This window comes from Nocardia grenadensis NBRC 108939, assembly GCF_001613445.1.
Lineage (GTDB): Bacteria > Actinomycetota > Actinomycetes > Mycobacteriales > Mycobacteriaceae > Nocardia > Nocardia grenadensis.
Window position 1 is genome coordinate 155,479 of the sequence record NZ_BDCJ01000025.1, and the last position, 25,059, is coordinate 180,537.

The 25,059-nt window shown below is 67.8% G+C and carries 21 protein-coding genes and 1 pseudogene; 16 read left to right on the top strand and 6 right to left on the bottom strand.

Annotation, left to right across the window (positions count from 1 at the left end; all coding sequences use genetic code 11):
• Nucleotides 1-226: 226 nt before the first annotated feature.
• The 4 genes from NGR01S_RS25115 to NGR01S_RS25130 are packed head-to-tail and all read left to right on the top strand — an operon-like array spanning nucleotide 227 to nucleotide 5,649.
• Entirely contained in the window at nucleotides 227-1,594 is a 1,368-nt protein-coding gene (locus NGR01S_RS25115; protein WP_063040975.1) for an FAD-dependent oxidoreductase, read from the top strand.
• A 38-nt stretch (nucleotides 1,595-1,632) separates the two neighbouring features.
• On the top strand, nucleotides 1,633-3,093 hold the full coding sequence (locus tag NGR01S_RS25120) for a dihydroorotase (RefSeq protein ID WP_063040977.1): 1,461 nt from the start codon (nucleotides 1,633-1,635) through the stop codon (nucleotides 3,091-3,093).
• A gap of 11 nt (nucleotides 3,094-3,104) precedes the next feature.
• Nucleotides 3,105-4,313, top strand: coding sequence for a CaiB/BaiF CoA transferase family protein (locus NGR01S_RS25125; protein WP_063040979.1), 1,209 nt, complete (start codon nucleotides 3,105-3,107; stop codon nucleotides 4,311-4,313).
• A gap of 31 nt (nucleotides 4,314-4,344) precedes the next feature.
• Entirely contained in the window at nucleotides 4,345-5,649 is a 1,305-nt protein-coding gene (locus NGR01S_RS25130) for an MFS transporter (RefSeq protein ID WP_063040981.1), read from the top strand.
• A gap of 117 nt (nucleotides 5,650-5,766) precedes the next feature.
• Here NGR01S_RS25130 and NGR01S_RS31190 read toward each other — a convergent pair whose 3' ends face one another.
• Together NGR01S_RS31190 and NGR01S_RS25140 are read right to left on the bottom strand one after the other, a co-directional pair.
• The gene (locus tag NGR01S_RS31190; RefSeq protein WP_157107429.1) at nucleotides 5,767-6,618 is read right to left on the bottom strand and encodes a class I SAM-dependent methyltransferase; all 852 of its coding nucleotides are present in this window, start codon (nucleotides 6,616-6,618) and stop codon (nucleotides 5,767-5,769) included.
• Between the two features lie 494 nt (nucleotides 6,619-7,112).
• Nucleotides 7,113-7,856 carry a helix-turn-helix domain-containing protein gene (locus NGR01S_RS25140; RefSeq protein ID WP_063040985.1) on the bottom strand — a complete coding sequence of 248 codons (744 nt, stop codon included), beginning with the start codon at nucleotides 7,854-7,856 and terminating at the stop codon, nucleotides 7,113-7,115.
• A 565-nt stretch (nucleotides 7,857-8,421) separates the two neighbouring features.
• Here NGR01S_RS25140 and NGR01S_RS25145 point away from each other — a divergent pair.
• The 5 genes and pseudogenes from NGR01S_RS25145 (at nucleotide 8,422) to NGR01S_RS25160 (ending at nucleotide 12,895) form a co-directional block, all read left to right on the top strand.
• The gene (locus NGR01S_RS25145; protein WP_063040986.1) at nucleotides 8,422-9,495 is read left to right on the top strand and encodes an ABC transporter ATP-binding protein; all 1,074 of its coding nucleotides are present in this window, start codon (nucleotides 8,422-8,424) and stop codon (nucleotides 9,493-9,495) included.
• A 147-nt stretch (nucleotides 9,496-9,642) separates the two neighbouring features.
• Nucleotides 9,643-9,761: pseudogene (locus tag NGR01S_RS30515) on the top strand (steroid 3-ketoacyl-CoA thiolase); the annotation flags it as partial.
• A gap of 140 nt (nucleotides 9,762-9,901) precedes the next feature.
• A complete protein-coding gene (locus NGR01S_RS25150) occupies nucleotides 9,902-10,879 on the top strand; it encodes an o-succinylbenzoate synthase (RefSeq protein ID WP_373861462.1) in 978 nt (325 codons plus the stop codon).
• A gap of 204 nt (nucleotides 10,880-11,083) precedes the next feature.
• Nucleotides 11,084-11,323 carry a hypothetical protein gene (locus NGR01S_RS25155; protein ID WP_157107430.1) on the top strand — a complete coding sequence of 80 codons (240 nt, stop codon included), beginning with the start codon at nucleotides 11,084-11,086 and terminating at the stop codon, nucleotides 11,321-11,323.
• Nucleotides 11,324-11,659: 336 nt separating this feature from the next.
• The gene (locus NGR01S_RS25160) at nucleotides 11,660-12,895 is read left to right on the top strand and encodes an epoxide hydrolase family protein (RefSeq protein WP_084481688.1); all 1,236 of its coding nucleotides are present in this window, start codon (nucleotides 11,660-11,662) and stop codon (nucleotides 12,893-12,895) included.
• Between the two features lie 112 nt (nucleotides 12,896-13,007).
• On the opposite strand, the gene NGR01S_RS25165 is transcribed toward NGR01S_RS25160, so the two are convergent.
• Nucleotides 13,008-13,529, bottom strand: coding sequence for a TIGR04338 family metallohydrolase (locus NGR01S_RS25165; RefSeq protein ID WP_063040990.1), 522 nt, complete (start codon nucleotides 13,527-13,529; stop codon nucleotides 13,008-13,010).
• Between the two features lie 6 nt (nucleotides 13,530-13,535).
• On the bottom strand, nucleotides 13,536-14,396 hold the full coding sequence (locus NGR01S_RS25170; protein ID WP_063040992.1) for a DUF2786 domain-containing protein: 861 nt from the start codon (nucleotides 14,394-14,396) through the stop codon (nucleotides 13,536-13,538).
• A gap of 263 nt (nucleotides 14,397-14,659) precedes the next feature.
• Between NGR01S_RS25170 and NGR01S_RS25175 the strand changes: the two genes are divergently transcribed.
• From NGR01S_RS25175 to NGR01S_RS25200, 6 genes are all read left to right on the top strand, one after another.
• Complete coding sequence (locus NGR01S_RS25175) at nucleotides 14,660-15,943, top strand: ABC transporter substrate-binding protein (protein ID WP_063040994.1); 1,284 nt, start codon at nucleotides 14,660-14,662, stop codon at nucleotides 15,941-15,943.
• Between the two features lie 44 nt (nucleotides 15,944-15,987).
• Nucleotides 15,988-17,022, top strand: coding sequence for a carbohydrate ABC transporter permease (locus NGR01S_RS25180; protein ID WP_373861463.1), 1,035 nt, complete (start codon nucleotides 15,988-15,990; stop codon nucleotides 17,020-17,022).
• Nucleotides 17,022-17,906, top strand: a complete 885-nt coding sequence (locus NGR01S_RS25185; RefSeq protein ID WP_084481689.1) for a carbohydrate ABC transporter permease — start codon at nucleotides 17,022-17,024, stop codon at nucleotides 17,904-17,906. Before NGR01S_RS25180 ends, NGR01S_RS25185 begins: the two co-directional genes overlap by 1 nt.
• Before the next feature lie 62 nt (nucleotides 17,907-17,968).
• Nucleotides 17,969-20,332 carry a transglycosylase domain-containing protein gene (locus NGR01S_RS25190; RefSeq protein ID WP_084481690.1) on the top strand — a complete coding sequence of 788 codons (2,364 nt, stop codon included), beginning with the start codon at nucleotides 17,969-17,971 and terminating at the stop codon, nucleotides 20,330-20,332.
• Between the two features lie 177 nt (nucleotides 20,333-20,509).
• Nucleotides 20,510-20,971 carry a GyrI-like domain-containing protein gene (locus tag NGR01S_RS25195; protein ID WP_063040998.1) on the top strand — a complete coding sequence of 154 codons (462 nt, stop codon included), beginning with the start codon at nucleotides 20,510-20,512 and terminating at the stop codon, nucleotides 20,969-20,971.
• Nucleotides 20,972-20,980: 9 nt separating this feature from the next.
• Entirely contained in the window at nucleotides 20,981-21,406 is a 426-nt protein-coding gene (locus tag NGR01S_RS25200) for a GyrI-like domain-containing protein (protein ID WP_063041001.1), read from the top strand.
• A 568-nt stretch (nucleotides 21,407-21,974) separates the two neighbouring features.
• Here the strand turns inward: NGR01S_RS25200 and NGR01S_RS25205 are convergent.
• Nucleotides 21,975-23,069, bottom strand: coding sequence for an inositol-3-phosphate synthase (locus NGR01S_RS25205; protein ID WP_063041003.1), 1,095 nt, complete (start codon nucleotides 23,067-23,069; stop codon nucleotides 21,975-21,977).
• Complete coding sequence (locus NGR01S_RS25210) at nucleotides 23,062-23,622, bottom strand: PadR family transcriptional regulator (protein WP_063041005.1); 561 nt, start codon at nucleotides 23,620-23,622, stop codon at nucleotides 23,062-23,064. The genes NGR01S_RS25205 and NGR01S_RS25210 overlap by 8 nt, the downstream gene beginning before the upstream one ends.
• A 698-nt stretch (nucleotides 23,623-24,320) precedes the next feature.
• Here NGR01S_RS25210 and NGR01S_RS25220 point away from each other — a divergent pair.
• Entirely contained in the window at nucleotides 24,321-24,734 is a 414-nt protein-coding gene (locus NGR01S_RS25220) for a DUF5318 domain-containing protein (RefSeq protein WP_174372459.1), read from the top strand.
• Nucleotides 24,735-25,059 lie beyond the last annotated feature (325 nt).

Genomic DNA, 25,059 nt, shown 5'->3' on the forward strand with positions numbered 1-25,059 from the left:
GGGGTTTCCGTTGTTCCGACGGCGACGCTACCGGCGCGACCGACGTACATCTGAACAAATTTGTACCGCTTAGCGAAACGATTGTCCAGGCCGCTCGACCGGCTCATGCATGGGTTTCGTCCGCGTTAATCGTTTATACAGGCACTTGTGTCCGGATTGTCGAACGTGCATAGTGCAGGGGACCACATTCTTGCGTTCCGCTAAGCGGAACAGACTAGGAGGAAGCGTGGACGGTCCGGATTTCGATCTCGTCGTCGCCGGTGCGGGCGGCGGCCTGGTCGCTGCGCTGCGCGCCGCCGAACTCGGCGCGAATGTGCTCCTGATCGACGCCGACGAGTACTTCCAGCGCGGGAACAACACCTCGATGTGCACCGCGATGATCCCGGCCGCCGGCACCCGCTGGCAGCAGGCCGCGGGCGTCGTGGACAGCCCGGACCGGTTCCTCGCCGATATCGACCGCAAAACCGGCGGCACGGCCGATCACCGCCTGGCCCGGGCACTGGCCGAGTCGAGCGCGCGGCTGGTCACCTGGCTGGCCGACGCCCAGGAACTCGACCTCGAACTGGTCACCGACTTCCGCTACCCCGGCCACAGTGCCGACCGCTGCCACACCATCCCCGGCCGCCACGGCTCCAAGCTGCTCCGCCACCTGGTCGAACGCACCCGGGCCCACCCGCGGATCGAACTCATCGCCCCGATGATCCTGCGGGAGGTGCATACCACCGACGGCCGGGTCACCGGGGTCGAGATCGCCACCCCGGACGGGAACGCCGAACAGCTGACCACACCCGCCGTCCTGCTCGCGACCAACGGCTTCGGCGCCGACAGCGACCTGGTGCGCCGCTGGATCCCCGAGATCGCCGACGCCCACTATCACGGCGGCCAGTTCAGCCGGGGCGACGCGTTGCGGATCGGGCAGGGTCTGGGGGCCGACACCGGTTTCCTCGACGCCTACCAGGGGCACGCGGCGCTCTCCTCGCGCAGCAAGACCCTCATCGGCTGGGCCACCGTCGTCCACGGCGGCGTCATCGTGAACAGCGAGGGCCGCCGGTTCGCACCCGAGACCACGGGTTATTCGGAATTCGCCGCCATCCTCGCGGCCCAGCCCGGCAGTGCCGGATGGATCGTCATCGACGAGCACATCGAAGCACTGTGCTCGGTGTTCGATGATTTCCGCGCGGTCGCCGAGAGCGGTTCGCTGATCCGCGCCGCCTCGGCGGCCGAACTGGCCGAACGGATCGGTGTACCGCCCGCGGCGCTGGAGGACGAACTCGGTGCCGCCCACCGGGCCGCGGCGGGCACGGAACCGGATCGGCAGGGTCGCACCGACGACCGCCACCCCCTCACCGCGCCCTATGTCGCCATCGCCGTGACCCCCGCCCTGTTCCACACCCAGGGCGGTCTCGTCGTGGACGAACACGCGCGGGTACTGGCCGGCGGTGTGCCGGTCCCCGGCCTCTACGCCTCGGGCGGCGCGGCCATCGGCATCTCTGGTCACGGCGCGGGGGGCTATCTCGCCGGTAACGGCCTCATCACCGCGCTCGGGCTGGCGTTCCTCGCCGCCGAGCACGGACACGGCCCGGTCGACGCGTGACCCAGATTTCACCTATCGGATATTCGCCAGGAGAAGAAATGACCTCGTACCTGATCAAGAACGGCACCGTGGTGCGCACCGACAACTCGGCTCCCGAGGAGGGCGAGGCCGCGGACATCCTGATCGTCGACGGCAAAATCGCCGCCATCGGCGCGAACCTGGAGTCCGCGGATGCCGAGATCGTCGACGCGTCCGGCAAGCTGATCTTCCCCGGCGTGGTGGACGCCCACCAGCACTGGGGTATCTACAACCCGCTGGCCGAGGACACGCAGACCGAATCCCGCGCGAGCGCCCAGGGCGGTGTCACCACCGCGCTGACCTATATGCGGACCGGGCAGTACTACCTGAACAAGGGCGGCGCCTACGCCGACTTCTTCCCGGAGGTGCTGGACGCCGCGGCCGGTCGCAGCTATATCGACTACGCGTTCCACCTGGCGCCCATGTCCAAGGAGCATATCGGCGAGATCCCGGATCTGGCCTCCGACCAGGGCGTGACCTCGTTCAAGATCTTCATGTTCTACGGCAGCCACGGCCTGCACGGACGGTCCACCTCGCAGAGCGATTTCCTCATGATCCCCTCCGACGAGCGCTATGACATCGCGCATTTCGAGTTCGTGATGCGCGGGGTGCAGAAGGCGCGCGAACAGTTCCCCGAACTCGCCGAGCACATCTCGCTGTCCCTGCACTGTGAGACCGCCGAGATCATGAGCGCCTACACCAAGATCGTCGAGCAGGAGGGCGAGCTCAGCGGTCTCGCCGCCTACAGCGCGTCCCGCCCGCAGCATTCCGAGGGCCTGGCCGTGACCATCGCGTCCTTCCTGGCCGACGAGACCGGCCTGCCGAATATCAACCTGCTGCACCTGAGCTCGGCCAAGGCGCTGAAGGCCGCCATGAAGATGGCCGAGGCGTTCCCGCACGTGAACTTCCGCCGCGAGGTCACCATCGGTCATCTGCTCACCGATATCGACAACGCGAACGGCTTGGGCGCCAAGGTGAATCCGCCGATCCGCCCGCGCGAGGACGTCGAGGCGCTGTGGGAGCACCTGCTCGCCGGCAATATCGACTGGGTCGTCTCCGACCACGCCTGCTGCAAGGACGAGGTGAAGTTCGGCGAGGACCGCGACGATGTGTTCGCCGCCAAGTCCGGTTTCGGCGGCACCGAGTACCTGCTACCCGGGCTGGTCACCGAGGGCCGCAAGCGCGGTCTGTCGCTGCGCCGGATCGCTCAGCTCACCGCGTCCAACCCGGCCGACCGCTACGGCCTGCCCGGCAAGGGCCGCCTGACCGAGGGCGTCGACGCCGATATCGCGATCGTCGACCCGAACCGCACCTGGACCGTACGCGCCGCGGACTCCGAATCCACTCAGGAGTACACGCCGTTCGAGGGCTTCGAGCTGACTGCCGCGGTCACCGACACCTTCGTGCGCGGTAACCGGGTCCTGGCCGACGGCGTGGTCACCGGCGAGCCCGCGGGCCGCTACATCTCGCGCCCGTACTGAGGAGTTCGTAGGTGAACGACGAGTTGCAGCCGACCGGCCCGCTGCGCGGAATCAAGGTCCTGGATGCCTCCACCATCCTGGCCGGACCGCTGACCGCCCAGATCCTGGGTGATTTCGGCGCCGAGGTCATCAAGATCGAGCATCCGCAGAAGCCGGATGGGATGCGGGGCCACGGCCTCGAGAAGGACGGAATCCCGCTGTGGTGGAAGATGGTCGCCCGCAACAAGCAGACGATCACGCTGAACCTCGGCACCCCCGACGGTCAGCAGATCTTCCGGGATCTGGCCGCCGAAGCGGATGTGGTGATCGAGAACTTCCGGCCCGGCACCTTCGAGCGCTGGGGCCTGTCCTACGCGGAGCTGTCGTCACATAACCCCGGGCTGATCATGCTGCGCGTCACCGGTTTCGGGCAGCACGGCCCCTACGCCAAACGTCCCGCGTTCGGGACGCTGGTCGAATCGATGAGCGGGTTCGCCCACCTCACCGGGCAGCCCGACGGGCCGCCCACCCTGCCGGCCTTCGGGCTCGCCGATTCCATCGCCGGTGTCGCCGGCTCGTCGGCGATCTCGATGGCGCTGTTCGAACGCGAACGCAACGACGGCACCGGCCAGGAGGTCGACCTCGACCTGCTCACCCCCATCATGACCGCGGTCGGCCCCGGGGTGATCTACGCCGATCAGCTCGGGATCGACCAGCAGCGGACCGGTAACCGGTCGCAGAACAACGCGCCCCGGAACCTGTACCGCACCAAGGACGACCACTGGGTCGCGATCTCCACCAGCGCCCAGGCCATCGCCGAACGGGTGATGCGGCTGGTGGGGCATCCCGAGGTGATCGACGAGGAATGGTTCGCGACCGGGCGCACCCGCGCCCAGCACGCGGATCTGCTCGACACATACGTCGGCGGCTGGATCGCCGAACGAACCCGTGACGAGGTCACGAGTGTTTTCGAAGAAGCCGGCGCGGCCGTCGCGCCGGTCTACCGTCCGAGCGACCTGCTCACCGATCCGCAGGTCGTCGCCACCGACATGGTCACCACCGTGGAGGACAGCGAGCTCGGCCCCATGCGCATGCAGAACGTGATGTGGCGCATGACCCGATCGCCCGGGGCGATCCGGCACACCGGGCGACCCGCCGGTGCCGACACCGACAAGGTCCTCACTCAGCTCGGGCGCAGTCCCGAGGACATCGACGACCTGCGGGCACGCGGCGTCATCTGACCCCGCGGCAGCTTTATCTCAGGAGTTCGCTATGAAATCGCGTTGGTGGACAATCGCCATCATCTTGGGCCTGGTGGTGGTGAATTATGTCGATCGCAGCGCCATCTCGTTCGCAGCCAGCCATCTGCGGGACGAGTTCGGAATCACGACCGGCCAGTACGGCGTCATCAGTTCCGCATTCTCGATCGGCTATATGCTTTTCGCCCTGCTGTCGGGGCCGCTGGTCGACCGGTACGGTTCGCGCCGCGTCCTCATCGTGGGGATGTTCATCTGGGCCGCGGCCACCGCGCTGACCCCGTTCGCGGGCGGGTTCATCGGCCTGATCCTGCTGCGTATCCTCCTCGGAGCCGGTGAAGCGCCCTGCTTCCCGGCGGCGACGCGGATCGCCAGCCGGTGGCTGCCGGCGCACGAACGCGGGAAGGCGCTCGCCCTCATCGGCGGCGTCGCCGTCTCCGGCAGCCTGCTGATCGGCGGACCGATCCTCACTCAGCTCATCGCACTGGTCAGCTGGAAGGGCATGTTCTTCGTGCTCGCGGTCGCCGGACTGGTCTGGGTGGTCGTGGCCTACCCGTTCCTGAAGAACTCGCCGAGCGAAGCGTCCTTCGTCTCGGACAAGGAACTGCGCTACATCCGGTCCGGCCAGACCGACGGCGAGGACAGCGGGCACGAGGAGAAGGTCGACTGGGGCGAGATCCTGCGCAACCGGAACCTGTGGCTGGTCGGACTCGGCTACTTCGCCTGGGGATTCATGTTCTGGGCCTTCATGTACTGGCTCCCCCAGTACCTGGAACACGAATTCGGTCTTTCCATCAAGGAGGTCGGCGGCTTCTCGGTGGCGCCGTGGGCGGCCGGTGTGGTCGGCGCCCTCGCCGGCGGCATCCTGGTGGACCGCGTGTACAAACGCACCGAGAGCATCCGGTCGCGATTCCTCATCATCGGCGTGGCGCTCCTGCTCGCCGGTGCCTCGATCGCCCCGATCCTGTTCTTCCCCGGCAACCTCACCGTCGCCCTGATCTGCATCTCCGCGGGTGTCGGTTTCGGCTTCATCACCGGCGGCATCTGGTGGGTGGCCTCGATCGACGCCGCCCCGACCCAGCCCGGTACCGCGGCCGGTTTCGCCGACGCGTGCTTCGCCCTCTCCGGGATCGTGGCCCCGTCGGTAATGGGCTTCATCGTCTCCGAAACCGGCACCTACGACGGCGGCTTCATCGTCATGACGGTCCTGTGCCTCATCGGTTCGGCGGCGATGCTGTTCTTCACGAAGGAACCGGAGCGGCCGACGCACCCGCCGGTCCACCCGGGAGAACCGGAGGGCGAACTCACCGCCACGAGTTAGCCTCCGCCGGATTCGTCCGGGGTGTGCCCGCGACGCACCGCGTAACCCGATGAGGGGGTTACGCGGTGCGTCATGTGGTGGCGCGCAGGGCCTCCGACAGTGAGTGACTGCCGCGGACTATTTCGACGGCGCTCCATCCGGGTCCGCTTTGATGGCGACCATTTCGTACCAGTCGCTGAAACGTTCATCGGCATCCATCATGTCGTCCCGGGCCGCGACGACATCGATATCACGAAACCCCGCAGCCTCCAGTGCACGGACATTGGCAGCTCGTTCTGTGGCAGGCGCGATGTTCGCCAACCCTGTGCCGATGACCAGTCGACCGTCGTTCTTCAGAACTCTATGGATCTCGGCCGCGCCGCCCTCCTCCAGCGTGTTCAGCAATGGCACACGCTCGAGGTTGACCTCGTCGAAAACCGAGTCGGGAAAGACCGAAAGATCACGGAAGTCCGCGAGCACGTCCGGGTTGGCATTCGGATTGACATTCGCGAAGATTTCGCCCGGCTCGGCGGGACGGTATCTATGACCACCGCCTATCACGAGCCGGGCACCACCGTCGGCCGTACGAGCCTGATCCAGCAGGGCCTTCAGATCAGTCGCCGGTTTGCCGCGAAGCGGGCGCCCGGTGAAGTCGGCACGCTCGGTACCCAAGGGCCGGTTGCCCAGACCATAGCGGTTCTCATGGATATCGTCGATTTGACGCCTATCTCTGGAACGCACCTCCCGAATATCGGCGCCCTGGTATTCAGGTGGCAGTCCCGCGCGTGTCCTGACCTCCCGAACCAGAACGTCATCGACCGTGGCCGCACCCCCCGAGTCCGTGGCAGCCTGATGCTTCGCGCCCGACGTAGTTGGATGGACGGCACCACCCCGATAAAACTTGTTCGCGATCAACTCAGCGGCTTTGTTGAAGCTTCGAGTCAAGGCTTCGACTGCCTCGAGGGCCGCCTTGCCGATACCGTTGCTCATACGGGCCTCACGACAGTAGAAGGCAGAAGCCACGAATCGCAACGAACGGCGTCCTGCCACCGCCGCGTCTCCTGATCATCGCACCGTACCCACCGTTGTTTACCAGGTACAACACCTCGGCCCAATGGCGCGACAGCTGCCCGTGCCCGTCCGGACGGCTCCGGCACCGGTCTCTGGACGGCGTTTGTATTCACTCTGCTCAGCCCTCGGTGCAAGTCCGACGACCCGGGCGAACGTGAGATGCGGGGATGGATCTCCCGACTGACCGGCGAACTGAGGGATCCGGCCGGATTCCCGGCCGGATCCCTTCGCTCACGCTGCGTCGAGAGCTGCCGGGGGACGAATGTCCGTACGTGTCCGGGGCAGTATCCGGGCGTCCGATCGTCCAGAGCAGGCCACGGTAGGTCGTGTGCGTCCGCAACAAGACCGGAGCCGCCGCCGTGGCTCAGCGACCCGGGGTCGCCGGGCCGAGCGGCGCCTTCGGAGGCATCGGATCAATTCTCGCCGCGGCGCTGCCCGTCCGGCTTGTAGAGCAGGCGGTTCACCTTCACCAGGACGTCGATCTGGGCCGGGTTGTACAGATCCCGCAGGGCCTTGCCGACCGTCTCCGCCGCCCGCTTCGCGCCCACCGGTGAATCGGTGGCCGGGCCATTGATCTCGGGATACTCGGAGGTCACCGCGTGCACGTAGGGAGCCAGCCGTTCGGCCAGCTCGGCTCGGGTGGATTCATCGGCGTCGGCGGACAGGTTGTCGAACTCCGCCGTGGCGGGGTCGTCGCGCTGGTCGTTCAGCATCCCCCGCAGCGCGTCCATACCGGACGGTCCCAGGACGCGGGTGAGGATGACGGTGAAGGCACGGTCGGCGTCGGTGAGTACATGGGCGGCCGAACCGATATCGGGTGGGAGATCGGTGGATGTGCCCTGTCGCAGGATGAGGGCCAGTTCCACCCGGATGCGCTGCAACCGTTCGATGGTGGAGGCCAGTTCGGCATCCAGGGTCTGGAGCGCGTCGCGGGGGAAATCGTCCCCGTCGCCCATTTCGGCGATCTGCGACAGCGGTATGCCGAGGTCGGCGAGTCGTTTGATGCGCAGCACCCGCAGCAGATGCGCGACGCCGTACCGCTTGTAGCCGTTGGAGGCGCGTTCGGGCTCGGCGAGCAGTCCGATGTCGTGGTAGTGGCGTACCGCCCGCACGCTCGTGCCGGCGAGTTCCGCCAGCTGACGGGTACTCCACGTCATATCCGACTCCTCCGCTACGGTTCGGCCGCCGCGAACGCGCCGGCCCTATAAACCAGCCTGAACCGTGCCGCAGCGGCACAGTCAAGTGTCCCCGCAGTCCCGGTCCATATCCCCTACCCGGATGTGATGCCGGCAGGGTGTTGACCGTGCCGTCGCGGCCGGTCGTGTCCTGACATCGAGAATGGGCCCGGCGCCGGCACGAGAGCCGTGACCGAGCGCCCGGCGCCCGCCGGACGGAAGGATCGACATGGCCTGCCCGACGCGGCACCGGAGGCGACGGCGGTATTCGTATCCCCGGGCCGCCGGTCGACCGGCGGCCGCACCGGTCGGGCGCAGGACACCGCGGCTCGGTCGGGGCTGCCTCGCGGGCAGCCGACGCCGGATGTCTCGGGGGCGTCGACGGGGTGGACAGTCGATGCGTTCACTGGCACGATACGCACCGAAAACGTATAGACCATGCGGAGCTCGAGAACACCAGCGGTAGCCTCTGACGCCATGACCACGCACATGTTGCGAATTCGCTCCACTTCGCGTGTTCCAACCGGTGAAGGGAAGTGAACAAGCCGTGGCCACGGTGACCTTCGATCGCGCCACCCGGCAGTATCCGGGGGCCAAGACGCCCGCTGTAGATCAGTTGCAACTCGAGATCGCCGATGGTGAGTTCCTGGTGCTGGTCGGCCCCTCCGGATGCGGGAAATCGACTTCGCTGCGCATGCTCGCCGGACTCGAGGAAGTATCGGACGGCCGCATCCTGATCGGTGACCGCGATGTCACCCATTCCGACCCCAAGGATCGCGATATCGCGATGGTCTTCCAGAACTATGCGCTGTACCCGCATATGACGGTGGCCGAGAACATGGGTTTCGCACTCAAACTGGCGAAGGTCGGCAAGGACGAGCAGCAGCGCCGGGTGCGCGAGGCGGCCCGTCTGCTCGATCTGGAACCGCTGCTGGACCGCCTGCCCAAGGCGCTGTCGGGTGGTCAGCGGCAGCGGGTGGCCATGGGCCGGGCCATCGTGCGCGACCCGCAGGTCTTCCTGATGGACGAACCGCTGTCCAATCTGGACGCGAAACTGCGGGTGCAGACCCGCACCCAGATCGCGCAGTTGCAGCGCCGGCTGGCGACGACGACCGTCTACGTGACCCACGACCAGGTCGAGGCCATGACCATGGGCGACCGGGTCGCGGTGATGCGCGACGGGCTGCTGCAGCAGTGCGCCGCGCCGCGCGACCTCTACCGGAATCCGGCGAATGTGTTCGTCGCCGGGTTCATGGGGTCACCGGCGATGAATCTGTTCACGCTCCCGGTCACCGACGGTGCGGTGCGCATCGGCGGGTTCTCGCTGCCGCTGCCGCGATCGGTGGCCGATGCCGCGGGCGCGACGGTGACGGTAGGGATCCGCCCCGAGCATCTGGAAGCCGGTGATTCCGGGATCGAGATCGAGGTGGACGTGGTCGAGGAACTCGGTTCCGACGCCTTCATCTACGGCCGCCCCACCGAGGACACCCAGGGCGCGGACACGATCGTGGCACGTACCGATTGGCGTAACCCGCCGGCGAAGGGCGGCCGGGTGCGGCTGGCCACGGCCCCCGAGCACGTCTACTTCTTCGCCCCCGACGACGGCCGCCGCCTGAGCTGACCCGGATCCCCCGCATCCTTGTGTCACGCCGTACCGGCGGGAAGGTCCGGTGTCGCCACTACGGCCGATCGGGCGCCGCGCTCCCGGCCGTCCGCCGCCGGGTCGCGCGCCATTGTTCGTTGAGCCCCGCGCCCTCGGCCTGCGCAGCGGGTCGATGTCCACGGCGGCGTGATCGCCCTCGGCCACCCGCTCGGCGCCTCCGGGGCCCGGCTGATGCCCCCCTCGTGCACGCCATGCACGACCGCGGCGCCCGCTACGGCCTATAGACCATGTTCGAGGCGGGCGGCCTGGCCAACGCCACGATTCTCGAACGGCTCTGATCGGCGGTGTACGACCCGGTGGCGGCCGCGCGCCGCCATTGGATCGGCTCGGGCCGGGCGCGCGAACCTGGCCTAGTGTGGTTCGGGTGAGCGAACTGCCCCGGATCGACGAGGTGCACGTCTACGCGATCCCACTGCGATCGAAGTTCCGCGGCATCACCGTGCGCGAAGGGGTGCTGCTGCGCGGACCCCGCGGCTGGGGCGAATTCTGCCCGTTCGCCGAATACGCCGACCACGAGGCCGCGCACTGGCTGGACACCACCCTCGAGCAGATAACCGTCGGCTGGCCGGAACCGGTGCGGGACCGGATACCGGTCAACTGCACGGTTCCCGCCGTCGGCCCGGACCGGGCACACGATCTCGTCGCCGGATCCGGTTGCCGCACGGCCAAGGTGAAGATCGCCGACCATCCCGGTTCACTGCCGGAGGACCTGGCCAGGGTGGAGGCCGTACGGTCGGCGCTGGGCCCGGGCGGCGCGATCCGCGTCGATGCCAACGCCGTCTGGGATGTTCCCACCGCGGTCCGGCACATCCGCGAGATCGATCGCGCCGCGGGCGGGCTGGAATACGTCGAGCAACCGTGCCGCACGGTCGACGAGCTCGCCGACGTACGCCGCCGGGTCGAAGTCCCCATCGCCGCCGACGAATCCATTCGCCGCGCCGAGGACCCGCTACGGGTCGCGGTGGCCGGGGCCGCGGATATCGCCGTCCTCAAATGCACCCCGCTCGGCGGCGTGCGGCGGGCCCTGCGGGTCGCCGCGGCCGCCGGACTACCGTGCGTGATCTCCTCGGCTCTGGAGACCAGCGTCGGACTGGCCGCCCAGCTGGCCCTGGCCGGCGCCCTCCCGGAACTCGGGCACGCGTGCGGTCTCGGCACGGTGAACCTGTTCGAAGGCGATATCGTCACCGAATCCCTGCGCCCGGTGGACGGTTTCCTTCCGGTCCCGCGTAGCGCCCCCGAGCCGGATCCCGAACTGCTGGAGAAGTACCGCCACCCGGACCCGGAGCGCACCGCATGGTGGATCGCCCGCATGCGACGGTTGCTGGAGTCGCGGTCCACATAAGCCTGAGGTCCGCCGAGCGCCGCCACACGGACCCGCTGCCCGCGCCGGTCGGTCACGGCCGAGCCGGGCGGCCTCGGAGAGCGACCTCCGGCGGCATCCCGCGCAGCCCGGTACGCGAACGATGCGTCTCCGCCTGGCGCCCTGCCGACCGAACACGGACAAATCACCGACGCCCGTTCCGGTGGTCTGCTTATCGTGGCGTTCATGGCAGAGAAAGCGTTTGTATATCTCACCGGAGAGGCACTCCGGCACCTCCCGGACCGCTTCCCTTTCGCCGCCGGTGGCGAGATATCTCGTCATATCGAGGCCGGGCACGTCACCATCCTCGAGAACGGCTGGGTAAGCCTGGAGGCGGTCCCGCACGACGGGAGCCTCGAAAACCAGGGCAGTTGGGTCACGGTCACCTTGCCACCCACGTCCGTGGCCGCGATCGTTCGTTCCTAGCCACCGGACCCGAGACAGCGCGCAGCCCCTGACGCGTGATGGCGTCGTCAGGGGCTGCGCGCTGTCCGAGTTCTCGACCACATACCGGTCCATTCGGTGTGCGCTTCCCGGCGGGCGGCCGCGCGGACCCGGCTCGGCTGCCGGTGCCGCGGTACGGCGTGGGGGACCGGTTCCCGCGACTATCTCGGAGCTACATACGCGGCCCGCTCATCCGCGACTGCCCGGACCGAGGCGTCGACGGGTGCCGGCGGTCCACCCGCCGACCACGAAATCTTCTCCATCTTGTTGGTTACACCAACGTTTGATATCGTTGGTTACACCAACAAAAGGAGCCATATGGACGGTCCCGTTCGATACGCCGCCCTCGCCGCGATCGCCCTCACCCTCGCCGTCACGGGGTGTACGGCCCCCTCGCCGGCTGCCGACCGTCAGCCCACTGCCGCCCAGGAGACCACCGTGAACCCCACCGCCATCACTCCCTTCAAGATCGATATCCCGCAGGCCGACCTCGACGATCTGACCGATCGCCTCGCCCGCACCCGCTGGCCCAACGAAATCGCCGACGCCGGAACGGATTACGGGTTCCCGCTGGCCCGGCTGCGGGAACTCGCCGAATACTGGCGCACCGGCTACGACTGGCGCGCACACGAAGCCGAACTCAACGAACTCCCGCACTTCACCACCGAGATCGACGGGCAGAACATCCACTTCGTCCATATCCGGTCGGCGAAACCGGACGCGCTGCCACTGATACTGACCCACGGCTGGCCCGGTTCGTTCCTGGAGTTCCTCGACGTGATCGAACCGCTCTCCCGCGATTTCCATCTGGTGATCCCCTCCATCCCGGGCTTCGGTTTCTCCGGCCCCACCCATGAGCGCGGCTGGGACATCACCCGGGTCGCGGGGGCCTGGGCCGAACTGATGCACCGCCTCGGGTACGAACGCTACGGCGCGCAGGGCGGCGATTTCGGTTCCGGTATCTCCCAGGCGCTCGGCGCGCTGGCACCCGGACACGTGGTCGGCGTGCACGTCAACTACCTGCCGACCCGGCCCGACCCCGCCGCCGGCCTCGAACTGTCCGAAACCGATCGCGCCCGGCTCGACAAGGTGCAGTACCTGATGGCCAACCGGCCCCCGTACCAGGCGTTGCAGGCCACCGCCCCGCAAACCCTCGGCTACGCGCTGACCGACTCGCCGGTCGGCCAGCTGGCCTGGATCGCGGAGCGCTTCGCCCAGTGGACCGACCCCCGCACACCCGTCGGCGACGAGCAAATACTCACCGATGTCTCGCTGTACTGGCTGACCGCCACCGCGGCCTCCTCGGCACGATTGACCCGCGAGTCCACCCGGGGGTCGAACCCATGCCCGGTGCCGCTCGGGGTGGCGGTGTTCGCGCACGACATCACCCAGTCGGTACGGCCGCTGGCGGAACGGCTCTACGACATCCGGCACTGGTCGGAGTTCGACCGCGGCGGTCACTTCGCCGCCATGGAGGTCCCCGAGCTGCTCGCCGCGGACATCCGGACCTTCTTCCTCACCGCTCTCCGGGCCGGACCGGACGCAGCGCGCTGAAATCACCGCCCGCGAACACCCGGGCCACACCAGGACTCGGACCGAGAGCGCGTTCGGCTTCACCGTCCGCGGCCGTGTGGCCGGGGCCGACCGCGAACGAATGGGGTCGCTGTCAGCCCATCCGCACACCCATATCGTGGAAGGTCAGGCGCAACAGTAGCCCCGCTTCCGGCCCGATCACCCCGTCGGCCAATTCCACATACGTCGAACAGAATTCGGGCCCGTGCGCGGCCACCGTATGCGGCCGCGGTTCGAGGTGATGTGCCAATTCGTGCAGCACGACCAGTTCCCGCAGCGCCCATGCGGCCCGCCCGCGCGCCGATGCCTCCGCGTGCAGAGGTACCGCCAGAACCGCGCTTCCGGATTCGTAATGAGCGGCAATATTTCCGGCGCGGGCACGCACCCGGATCGGCACACCCGCCCGCTCCCAGGTAGCCGCGACCCAGCCGAGCGCGAGTACCCGGTCGCAGTACCGCTGCACCGAATCCACCGAGGCGAATTTCCGCTCCACCGGCAGGGTCAGCCGCGACCCGTGCACTTCGACCGTATGCTGCCCGGCTTGCGCCACCCGGTCGAAGATCGAGCGCACCAGTTGCTCGGCGTCGTACACCCGGGCACGCTGCGTATCCCGCACGGCCGGCTACCCGGGTAGCTGCCCGCGCGCCCCGTCCAGCTCCCGTGCCGGGCCGAGCCGGGCCACCCGCCCGGCCCGGTCCCCCGCGCGCCGGGCGTCCGGGGCGTAGCCGGTGGAGGTGCGCGGTCCGCGCCAGGTGCCGCGGGCCTCCGAGTTACGGGTGTAGAAATCGGAGAGTTCGATCTCCTTGCCGCGCAATGCCAGCGCGGTCTCCGCGGCTCGGTCCGCAGCGCCCGGCGCGGCGGTCCGGTGGTCGTGGCCGGTCGCGGACCGTTCCACCTCCGCGCTGGCCGCGGCGAGCCGGATTCCGATGCGTTCGGCGAACGCCAGCTGGAAATTCAGCCTGGCCGTCACCCCGGCCACCGGCACCCGCATCACCCGGCGCACCCGCCGCCCCGCCCGGCGCTCGATGACGACCTTCTCCATGGTCGCGGCCCGGTGCTCGCCGGATTTGATGTACCGATCCGACGCCCGCACCATCTGCACCAGCAGGCTGGAGTAGAGCGCCTCGCAGACGGCGATATCCGCCGCGAACCCGTAGGCGTAGACCTGGGTCGAGGTGCGGGCCACGTCACAGCGCACATCGTTGGCGGCGGCGATGGCCACGAACAGCTGCACATAGGTGCGCAGCCCCTTACGGCCGGGTTCACCGATCGGGACCATCCGCTGGATCGGCGCGGTGGACTGTTCCCGGCCCCGGGTGTGCGCCCGCGCCACCGCCAGATCGATCGAAGACCGGGTCGCCAGCCGCTGCGCGGCGGCCAGGAACGCCTCTGCCTCGTGCTCGTTGTCGGTGGATTCCGCTTTGCGCAGCAGTCCACCGATCCTGGTGAGCAGGCGATCGGAGACCGAGTTGGCGGAGGACATCGGGCATCAGCCTAACCGGCGCGGCCGGGCCGGGCCCGCCCCGGCCCGCCTCGACCACAGCGCAGGCGGAGGTACGCCTACCAGTCGTTATATCTGTAACGACGCCGACCGGCCGCCCCTCCGGCCCGTCCCGGCGGACTCATGGACGACCCCGGGCCCGCGAGCTTCCGCTCACTTCGATACGGGAGTATCCGACACCGAGCGTGCACACCATGTATGTTGCGTTGTGCTGCCGCTCACTGTGTCGACCCTGGAGTTCCGCGATGGCTTTCAAGAAGGCGCCGTCTCTACGTGCCGCGCTCGTCCTATGGCCGATCGCGCTGCTGACCGTGACCTTTGCCACCGCCTGCAACACGAGCGACACCGATGAACAGCTCGGCATGAACCAGGACGGCCGCGGCCCGATCACCTACGTCGAAGGCAAGGACACCACCGAGACCGGTGCGGTCAAGCAGGTCATCGACCGCTGGAACGCCACCCACCCCGACGAGCAGGTCACCTACAAGGAACAGTCCAACGACGCCTCGGCCCAGTACGACGATCTGGTCGAGCACATGCGCGCGAAATCGACCGACTACGACGTGGTCGCTCTGGACGTGCCGTGGACCGCGGAATTCGCGGCCAAGGGCTGGATCCAGCCGCTGGAGGACCAGTTCGCCATCGACACCTCGCCGCTGCTGTCGCCGCCGGTGGCCAGCGCCACCTACAACGGCACCCTGTACGCAGCGCCCCGCAACACCAACGGTGGCCTGCTGTTCTACCGTAAGGACCTGGTGCCCGACGCCCCGCTCACCTGGGCCGAGATGCGCGCCAGCTGCCCGCTGGCGCGGGACAACCAGATCGGCTGCTACGCGGGCCAGTTCGCGCCCTACGAGGGCCTGACGGTGAACACCGCCGAGGTGATCAACGCGTTCGGCGGGACCTTCGTCGGCACCGACGGCCGCACCCCGACGGTCAACAGCCCGCAGTCGCGGGCCGGGCTCGAGCAGCTGGTGGACGCCTACCGGGTCGGCGATATCCCCCGCGAAGCCGTCACCTTCCAGGAACCGACGAGCGGCGCCGCGTTCACCCAGGGCAAACTCATGTTCCTGCGCAGCTGGCCCTCCACCTACGGTGACGCCTCCTCGGAGGCCTCGGCGGTCAAGGACAAGTTCGGGGTCGCGCCGCTGCCCGGGGACACCGGGATCGGTGCCTCGACCCTCGGCGGCTACAACGCCGCGATCAGCGCCTATTCCGAGAACAAAGCCACGGCACTGGATTTCCTGAAGTTCCTGATCAGCGAGGAAGCCCAGCACATAATCGCCTCCGGGGCGCTGCCGTCGGTACGGGCCTCGATCTACGACGATCCGGCGCTCATCGCCAAGATGCCGTACCTGCCCGCCTTGAAGGATTCCATCGCCAGCGCGGTGCCCCGACCGGTCACCCCGTTCTATCCGGCGGTGTCCAAAGCCATTCAGGACAACGCATATGCTGCCCTGACCGGAACCAAGTCCGTGAACGACGCGATCATCGGCATGCAGAAGGGCATCGAGACGGCCGGATCGTAGAAATTGTTCAACCGGACCCGGCGAGCCCGTAGGAGAGAGTAACGGTGTCGGATCCTTCCGGAACGGACGCGCAGGCGTCGGTCCGTACAGAAAAGCCCGCGAACGCGACCAACGATCGTGGGACGTCCAGCAGGCTTCGCGACGAAGTCCGTATGTCGGGCCGGGCGTGGCTGTTCGTCGCGCCGGTGCTGATAGCGCTCACCGTGGTGATCGGCTATCCGGTGCTGCGGGCGCTGTGGATGTCGTTCACCTACGACGATCGGCTCGACGAGACAACCGGTCGCTTCGTCGACAGCGGCGAGAGCACTTTCTACAACTACCTGCACTGGATCCTCGGCCAATGCCAGGTCATCACCGGCGGCGTCACCGAATGCCCCACCGGTAACCTGGGCGCCGAGTTCTGGGGGGCCGTCGGCGTCACACTGTTCTTCGCGGTCGTCACGGTGACGCTCGAGGTGGCGATCGGGCTCGGTATGGCCATCGTCATGGGCAAAACCTTCAAGGGCCGGGCGCTGCTGCGCGCGGCGGTGCTGATCCCATGGGCGATCCCGACCGCGGTGACGGCCCGGCTCTGGGAGTTCATGTTCCAGTACGACGGTGTGGTCAACACCGTGTTCGGCACCGAGATCCTGTGGACCTCCGACGCGTGGCCGGCCCGTTTCGCGGTCATCGCCGCCGATGTGTGGAAGACGGCCCCGTTCGTGGCGCTGCTGCTGCTGGCCGGGCTGCAGATCATCCCCGACGACGTCTACGAGGCGGCCCGGGTGGACGGCGCCTCGGCCTGGCAGCGGTTCACCCAGATCACCATGCCGCTGCTCAAACCGGCGCTGCTGGTCGCGGTGCTGTTCCGCACCATGGACGCGCTGCGTATGTACGACCTCCCCGCCATCATGACCAATAATCTCCCGGCCACCCGGACACTGTCGATCCTGGTCGTCGAGCAGACACGACAGGGACCCAACAGTGCGGCCGCACTGTCGACGATCACTTTCCTGTTGATCTTCGCGGCGGCGTTCGTACTGGTGAAGATATTGGGCGCGAACGCGGTGCGGACGCAGGAAGAACAGCGGAAGGCGTGATGGCCGCGGTGGCAACTCAGCAAATCGGTACCGTCGGACCGGCGTCGGAGTGGCGGCGCAGGCTCGGCTCGGCCCGCATCTACGTGGGCGCCCTGATCGTGCTCGTCTGGGGACTGGGCCCGTTCTATTGGATGGCGGTGACCGCCTTCCGCGATCCCGACCACACCTTCGATTCCACTCCGTGGCCCACGCACATCACCCTGGACAACTTCCGGGACGCGTTCGACACCAGCCGCGGTAACAATTTCGCCCACGCCCTGCTCAACAGCGTGATCATCGGCGCGGCCAGTACCGCTATCGCGCTGGTCATCGGGATCATGGCGGCCTACGCCCTGGCCCGGCTCACCTTCAAGGGCCGCTACCTGGTGTCCGGCGTGATCCTGAGCGCGTCGATGTTCCCGGTGGTCGTCCTGGTGACCCCGCTGTTCCAGCTGTTCACCGAAATCGGCTGGATCGGCAAATACCAGGCGCTGATCCTGCCGAACATCTCCTTCGTGCTGCCGCTGACGGTGTACATCCTGGCCTCGTTCTTCGCCGAACTGCCGTGGGAACTCGAGGAGGCGGCCCGGATCGACGGCGCCACCAAGGTGCAGGCGTTCCGGCTGGTGATGCTGCCGCTGGCCGCGCCGGCCGTGTTCACCACCGCGATCCTGGCGTTCATCGCCGCGGTCAACGAGTACCTGCTCGCCCGGGTGCTCTCCGGAAGCCGAACCGAACCGGTGACGGTGGCCATCGCCCGGTTCTCCGGGAACAATCCGCTGGTCCCCCCGTACGGTGCGATCATGGCGGCCGGCACGCTGGTGACCGTGCCGCTGGTGATCCTGGTGCTGGTGTTCCAACGTCGGATCATCTCCGGACTCACGGCGGGCGGAGTCAAAAGCTGATCTCTGGGTATCCTGAGATCTGGCGGTGGTGCGCCTGAGTTTTTCCGACGCTCCGAGAGGAGATGATCGTGAGCTCGTTCCGTTCCCGACGTGGCCGCAGTACTCCCCAGCCACCGCAGTACCCCTCGATAGCAGGTTGGAAAGAGCTCGACGATTCCGGGCCGCGTCCCCGTCCGCCCCGGCCACCCGCCCATATCCGCCCCCACCGGACCCGCGGCCAGCGCATCCGGCAATTGATGCTGTGGCTGTTCACCATCCTGATCGCCATTCCGACGCTGCTGATCGCCCTGGTGTACTGGAGTGCGGAGATACCGGCCGCCGGGACGGTACCGGTCAACCAGACCGCCACCATCACGGCCTCCGACGGTTCCACCGTGCTGGCGAAGGTGGTGCCGCCCGAGGGCAACCGCACCCCCGTACCGCTGTCGGATGTGCCCGAGCACGTCCGTGAGGCGGTCCTCTCCGCGGAGGACCGCAACTTCTACAGCAACCCGGGTTTCTCGGCATCGGGTCTGCTGCGCGCGGTCCGCGACAATGTGCTGGGCCGGGCGAACGCCGGTGGCGGTTCCACCATCACCCAGCAGTACGTGAAGAACGCATTCCTGGGCTCCGAACGCACGGTCAGCCGCAAAACACACGAACTGATCATCTCCTCGAAGATGGCCAAGGAATGGAGCAAGGACGATATTCTCGGCGCCTATCTGAACACCATCTATTTCGGTCGCGGCGCCTACGGTATCGCCGCCGCCGCCCAGGCCTACTTCGGTAAACCGGTGACCGAGCTGACCGTCGCCGAGGGCGCGGTCCTGGCCGCGCTCATCCGCTCACCCTCCGCGCTGGATCCGCAGACCCGGCTCCCCCAGCTGCTGCAACGCTGGAACTATGTGCTCAACGGAATGGTCGAGATGGACGCGCTCGCCCCGGGGGAGCGCGACGCGATCGTCTTCCCACCGACGATCCCGCCGCCCGCCCCCGAGGACGCCGACACCACCCGCGGCCCGGAAGGGCATATCAAGACCCAGGTGCTGCGTGAACTGGCCGACGCGGGTATCTCCGACGAGGAGCTGAACACCGGAGCACTGCAGATCACCACCACCATCGACGCGAAGGCCCAGCAGGCCGCGACCGCCGCCGCGACCGGCGCCCTCGACGGGCAGCCGCCGGAGCTGCGGACCGCGGTGACCTCCATCGATCCGCGATCCGGCGCGGTCCGCGCCTACTACGGCGGCGCCGACGGGATCGGCTACGACTTCGCCCAGGCCCCGCTGCAGACCGGATCGGCGTTCAAGACCTTCGCGGTACTCGCGGCGCTACAGCAGGGCATCCCGCTGTCGCGGGCTTTCGACAGCTCCCCCGTGGACGTCAACGGGGTACTGGTGCGCAATGTCGAGAACGAATCCTGCGGTGTCTGCAGTGTGAGCGAGGCCTTCAAACGCTCGCTCAACACCAGCTTCTACCGGCTCACCCTCGATATGAACAACGGCCCCCAGGCGATCGCCGATGCCGCCCACCAGGCCGGGATCCCGCAGGACATCCCGGGCGTCCCGGGACAGTCGCTCACCGAGCTCGGCGCGCCGCCCATGCCCTCCATCGTGCTCGGCACCTATCTGGTGCGGCCCTTCGATATGGCCTCGGCCTACGCCACCATCGCCGGTGAGGGCCGCTACCACCAGCCGTACTTCGTACAGCGTGTGGTCCGCGGGGACGGCCGGGTCCTACTGGACCGCGGCGGCGATCCGGGGCAGCGCACCGGCGCCCAGCCGCCACCGTCGGAGCAGCGGATACCCCAGACCATCGCCGCGCAGACCGCCACGGCCATGCTGCCCATCGCCTCGTATTCCAACGGTCATGCGCTGAGCGGGCGCCCCTCCTCCGCCAAAACGGGTACCACCCAGCTGGGCGATACCGGTCAGAACAAGGACGCCTGGATGGTCGGTTTCACACCGTCGCTGTCCACCGCGGTCTGGGTCGGCACCGACGCCAACCTCCCGATCGTCACCGCCGGCGGCGGCCGCATATACGGTTCCGGACTGCCCGCCGATATCTGGAAACAGACCATGGACGGGGCCCTGGCCGACACTCCGGCCGAGCAGATCGGGGCACCGGCCCCGAACCCTTCCTCGGTTGCCCCGGTCGCCCCGGCTGTCCCGGCCGCGCCCCAGCAGCCCGCACGCAACCCCTACGACATCCTCGGCCCGCCGTCTCCGCAACAGCCGGAACCGCAGCAGCAGCCGACGCGGCAGCAGCAACCCTTCATCATCATCCCCCCGGCCTCCGAACCGTATGCCCCAGAGCCCGAATACGGCCCGGAATCGCGGGCGCCCGTATCGCCGCCGGCCGAAGCACCCGCACCACCGGCGGCACCTCCGCCACCGGCCCCGCGCGTCGTCGAAATCCTGCCCGGCGTAACGATACCCGTACCGTGACCGACGGATTCCGGTCGTGATCCCACGGAAGGAACGGTCGGCATGGCAGCATCGTTGGCCAGAGTGAGATGTCGCCCATCCGACCGACCGGCACGGGCCGACGCCCGGGCCGGGACGGGCGTGCGGGAGGATATGCGCTGGAGCGACGACGTATGACGAGACATAGGGGCTACGCCGGTGGAATTCAATGTCGTTGACCGCCCGGAAACGCTGGTGGCGGGAATGGTGCTACGCAGCCCGGCACTGGCCGTGGAAGGACCGCGCCGCACCAGAGTCGAAGAAGCCTGGAAACGCACGCTGACCCGATCCTTACCCGGTCACCCCGCCAGCGCCTTCGTCGATCACGCCCCGGAGATCAATTCCTATCTCACCCACATCATCGGCTATCGCTGTCACAGCCTCGACGATCTACTACCCGGCGATGTCCTCGCCCGTATCCCCGCCGGCCGCTACGCCCACTTCACCCTCAGCGGCGACGACCTCGGCGAGACGATCGTGACCTTGTGGCGGGCGATCTGGGACGCGGAGGCCGCCGGCCGGCTGGTCCGCTCCTATACCGGTGACTACGAGCGCTACCCCGACGAGCACACGGTGGAAGTGTTCGTGGCAATGGCGGCAGACGATGCGGCGAGCAGGTAGGAAGCGACTGTGGATTTCGAAATTGTCGAACTCGACGAAAGCCTGGTGGCCGGGCTCACCATCCCGCTGGCCGGCCGGGAGGTGACCGCCCGCGACCTCGATCTGGTGAACTTCACCTGGGACCGTTATCTCAGCCGTGAGAAGAACGTCCCCCGGGTCGCCGCCTACATCGGCCAAGAGGATCACGCGGTAGCGGTACTCGGCTACGAGATCAAGAAGATGACCGACCTGGATCCGGGCGATGTCCTCACCCGGGTCCCCACCGGCCGCTACGCGAAATTCGTGGTCACCGAGAAGCCCTACGACCTCCTCCGCACGGCATGGGCGAGAGTCCGCGAGGCGGAGAAGGCGGGCACGATAACCCGCTCCCACACCGCCGAACTGGAACGCTACACCGGCCCGACCTCGGTAGAGGTCTACGTCTCCCTGGACTGAATCCCCGCGGGCTGCCCCACCCCCCGCCGGTAAGGTCAACCCGCGGCCGGCGCCATCCAGCGCGGTCGGCCCAACCGATGGCGAGCACGTCCCCCTGTGGACCTGAACGTCGGATGCCGACGCAACCCGCGTGCGTCTTACGAGACACCTCGAAGGGGTGGGGCCCGTCCCGCCCCTTGGCCGAAGGTGCTCAACGGTTGCACCCTGTGGACGGCCCACCGCACATCGCATGAGCCGAAGGCTCGAGTCCCGAGGCCGAAACGGCGAGACCAAGGGGGCCTCGACCCCGCGCGCCGAAGGCGCGCCAAAAACACAGCACCTTCACGAGCAAGCCCACATCCCCACCTTCACGAGCAGGCTCACCCCACACCTCAGGGTCGAACCCACTTCCCACCTTCGCGATTGGTCTCGCCCCACACCTCACGAACGAGCCACACCTCCGCTCCCGTCGAACCCCGCGGCAAAGCTCCGGGAGCGACAACGGAGGCGGCGTACCAAGCCTTCGAAAAGACTCGGCCACCGCGAACAGTCGATCGTTCACGGCGGCCGCGTCGAATGCCCGAACCGTCTACGCGTCGATGATGAACGCTTCCAGCTGGGCCCGGGCGATATCGTCGGGCAGCTGTTTGGGCGGGGACTTCATCAGGTACGCCGATGCCGGGATCACCGGGCCGCCGATACCGCGGTCCTTGGCGATCTTCGCGGCGCGGACCGCGTCGATGATGATGCCGGCCGAGTTGGGCGAATCCCACACCTCGAGCTTGTACTCCAGGTTCAGCGGCACATCCCCGAAGGCGCGGCCTTCGAGGCGGACATAGGCCCATTTGCGGTCGTCGAGCCAGCCGACATGGTCGGAAGGGCCGATGTGCACATCGCCTGCGCCCATTTCCTTCTTCAGGTTGCTGGTGACGGCCTGGGTCTTGGAGATCTTCTTCGATTCCAGGCGTTCACGCTCGAGCATGTTCTTGAAATCCATATTGCCGCCGACGTTCAGCTGCATGGTGCGGTCGAGCTGGACACCGCGGTCCTCGAACAGCTTCGCCATCACGCGGTGGGTGATGGTGGCGCCGACCTGGCTCTTGATGTCGTCACCGACGATCGGCACGCCCGCGGCGCGGAACTTCTCGGCCCATTCCGGATCGGAGGCGATGAACACCGGCAGCGCGTTGACGAACGCCACGCCGGCGTCGATCGCGCACTGGGCGTAGAACTTATCGGCCTCCTCGGACCCGACCGGCAGGTACGAGACCAGAACATCCACCTCGGCGTCTTTCAACGCCTTGACCACGTCGACCGGCTCGGCCTCGGCGAGTTCGATGGTTTCGGCGTAATACTTGCCGATGCCGTCGAGGGTGGGGCCGCGCTGGACCGGGACACCCAGCGGGGGCACGTCGGAGATCTTGATGGTGTTGTTCTCGCTGGCGAAGATCGCCTCGGACAGGTCGAAGCCGACCTTCTTGGCGTCCACGTCGAAGGCGGCCACGAACTGCACGTCCCGCACGTGGTATTCGCCGAACCGCACATGCATCAGTCCGGGCACCGTCGTGGAATCGTCGGCATCCCGGTAGTACTGAACGCCCTGGACGAGCGAAGAGGCGCAGTTGCCCACACCTACGATGGCGACGCGAACACTGGGCTTGTTGGTGTCTCCACTACTACTCATGGCCGGTATTTCCCTCTTTCTGTGGTGCCGCCTTCGTCGATTGCTCCGCCGCAATCAACTCGTTGAGCCAGCGCACTTCGCGCTCGCTTGATTCGAGTCCGAGTTGATGGAGTTGGCGGGTGTAGCGATCCAGCGATCCGCTCGCCCGCTTGATCGCTTCCCGCAGCCCCTCTCGGCGCTCCTCGACCTGGCGCCGCCTGCCCTCCAGGATCCGCATCCGCGCTTCGGCGGGAGTGCGGCTGAAGAAGGCGAGGTGAACGCCGAAGCCGTCATCGGTGTAGTTCTGCGGACCCGTATCGGCCAGGAGGTCTTTGAAACGCTCCCGTCCCGACGCGGTCAGCTGGTAGACCCGCCGGGCCCGGCGGGTCGTGGACAGTCCCTCGGGTACTTCCTCCGCGATCAGTCCATCCGCCCGCATGCGCTTCAAGGTCGGATACAGCGACCCGTAGGAAAAAGCCCGAAACGCCCCGAGCAGACCGGTGAGCCGCTTCTTCAGCTCGTAGCCGTGCATGGGCGATTCCAGGAGCAGCCCGAGGATTGCCAGTTCGAGCAACGGGCTTCACCCCCTGACTTCCGTACAGACCTAACCAATGGATGCGATTACCCACTATATCGGAGCGATATAACTACGCATAGTTCCACCCAGGACTGAACGCATACGCGCAGGTGATGCGGCCGCGCCGGTGCCGGGGCGAACACGGCCGGTCAGTCGACCGGGTGGATCTCCTGTGGCGTCCCGTCGAGTGCGCGTTGCACCGTTCCGGTGCGATCGCCGCCGTGCCGACGTAGATCTCGACTACCGGCGCGGCGGCCTCGGGCGCGATGAGTTCGTAGCCGATACCGATATGACCCATCCGCCCGCCGGCCGGCTTCACCGTGGCCGGCGCCGGCAGCCGCACCGCCGAGCCCGGTCGCGGTTTCGGCACGGTCGATATAGCGCGCGGAGACGACCGGGAAACACCGTGGACACCCCGACTCGGACGGTGCGGGCAGCTCTCCGTGGGGTTTCCACGGTCACCCTTCATACGGCGGTAACCGGACGGACAATCACGGGACAGATGGCACACATGCGCCAACCGGCCGCGCCCGGAGAGACGCGGTCCGACACCGGAACTCCGCCGCATCCACGCACGCGGGGAATCCGCGCGGGGCCGGACCTGCCCGCCGGCGCCGGAACCGGACCACCCCGGCAGAGGTACGAATCCAATGCGGCCATGGGCGGCGCCATTACATCACCGCTACTCTGGGAGCGTGCGAATACAGCGGCAAGTGGTCGACTATGCGCTCCGGCGCAAGTCGCTGCTGGCTGACGTCTATGCGGGCCGTGTCGATGTCGCCGAGGTATGTGACGCCAATCCCTACCTGCTGCGTGCGGCCAAATTTCACGGTCGGGGGAGCGAGGTCACATGCCCTATCTGCCGGAAGGAACAACTCACCCTCGTATCCTGGGTCTACGGCGACGGCCTGGGGCCGGTCGCGGGTTCCGCGCGCAGCCCGGAAGAGCTGGTACGCCTGGCCGAGACCCGAGAGGAATTCTCGGTTCACGTGGTCGAGGTGTGCCGGACATGCAGCTGGAATCATCTGGTGCAGTCCTATGTGCTCGGGAAGACGCCGCAGGGTCGGCGTTCCGGTTCCCGGGTGAACCGGCGCACCGCCGCGGAATGAGGCCGCCCGGCCCGACGATGGTGCCCGTGCCGTGCCCCCAGGGGCGCCGCGGAGCGAGCCCATCCGACCGATACGAGCTTTGGAGACCTTGTCAGTGACTTCGCCCTACGAGCCCCCCTCCGGCGATGACCCGCGCGGTGGTCGCACCCAGCGCGGACCGCTTCCGGGTCGGGAGCCGCAGCAGCGACCGGGTGCGCCCAACCGTGGTCCCGCACCGAACGCGAACGCACCACGCCCCGGTCCGGGCGGGCGACCGCCGGCGCCGGGCGGACCGCGTCCCGGTCCGGGCGGACCGCGCCCGGGCCCGGTGGCGGGTCCGGGACCC